1 protein-coding gene is annotated in these 986 nt (G+C 38.4%); it reads left to right on the forward strand.

All coding sequences use genetic code 11. The features are described from left to right. Positions 1–214: 214 nt before the first annotated feature. Positions 215–986: tyrosine-type recombinase/integrase (locus PGOND44_RS14860; RefSeq protein ID WP_236612014.1), on the forward strand; the 772-nt coding region annotated here is incomplete at its 3' end.

Genomic DNA, 986 nt, shown 5'->3' on the forward strand with positions numbered 1-986 from the left:
AACTAATCCTCGTACCTCGGAAGCTTTTTAGTTAGTTATAAAAATACATTAACTTACTTAGTTCACAAAAACTAGTAGAAGATGTATTTAAAAAAAAGTCAAAACGATTTTAGAAACGGCCTTAGACCAAGTTCCCGACTTTAAAGAACTTGCCCTTACTTTAGAAAAAAGCTTTGCCATCAATGGTAAAACAAAAAGCACCTTAAACAATTACGTGTTGCGCTGCCTTGCTCACTTGGCTATTTACTATAAATCCAGCCCAGTCCACCTTAGTGAAGAAGAGATCAACGACTACTTATTCCACTGCCAGAACCTACACAACACGCCTTCCGAAAGCTTTTTTAAACACACCATCTATGGTCTTCGATCTGCTTACAAGGTGATGGGAATGGATAAAAAGCGCATCCAGCTTCCACAAATAAAAAGGCAGAATGATCTTCCCATTGTGCTCAACAAAAAGGAAGTTCGCGAGTTATTAAAGGCTCCTAAATACCTAAAACATCAATTGATGTTAGCTATGCTTTATGGTTGCGGATTGCGCAGTTATGAGCTCTGTAATTTGTTGCAGGCTGATATTGACTTCGAGCGTAAAATGGTATTTGTTAGAAAACAGAAAGGAAAAATAGACCGCTACGTTCCATTGAGTGCTCATTTAATTAGAGGCTTACAAAAATATTTTAAAACAGAAAATCCTGTAAAACATGTTTTTAATAGTCAGAAGACCACAGACGGTCTGCCAGGACCGCTCACCACAAGAGCGCTCCAATGGGTTATTAAAGAATGTCGTCCTAAGGTAAACACACAAAAGAAGTTCACAGCCCACACACTTAGACATTCCTACGCCACCCATTTGCTAGAAGATGGGCTCAATATTATGTGTTTAAAAGAACTTTTAGGACACGCTCATATAGAAACCACCATTGTGTATTTGCAAGTGTCCAATTCTGGAAGTTCAGTGAAATTCAGTCCCCTGGATACCTTGTTTA

It is taken from the genome of Psychroflexus gondwanensis ACAM 44 (assembly GCF_000355905.1).
GTDB lineage: Bacteria > Bacteroidota > Bacteroidia > Flavobacteriales > Flavobacteriaceae > Psychroflexus > Psychroflexus gondwanensis.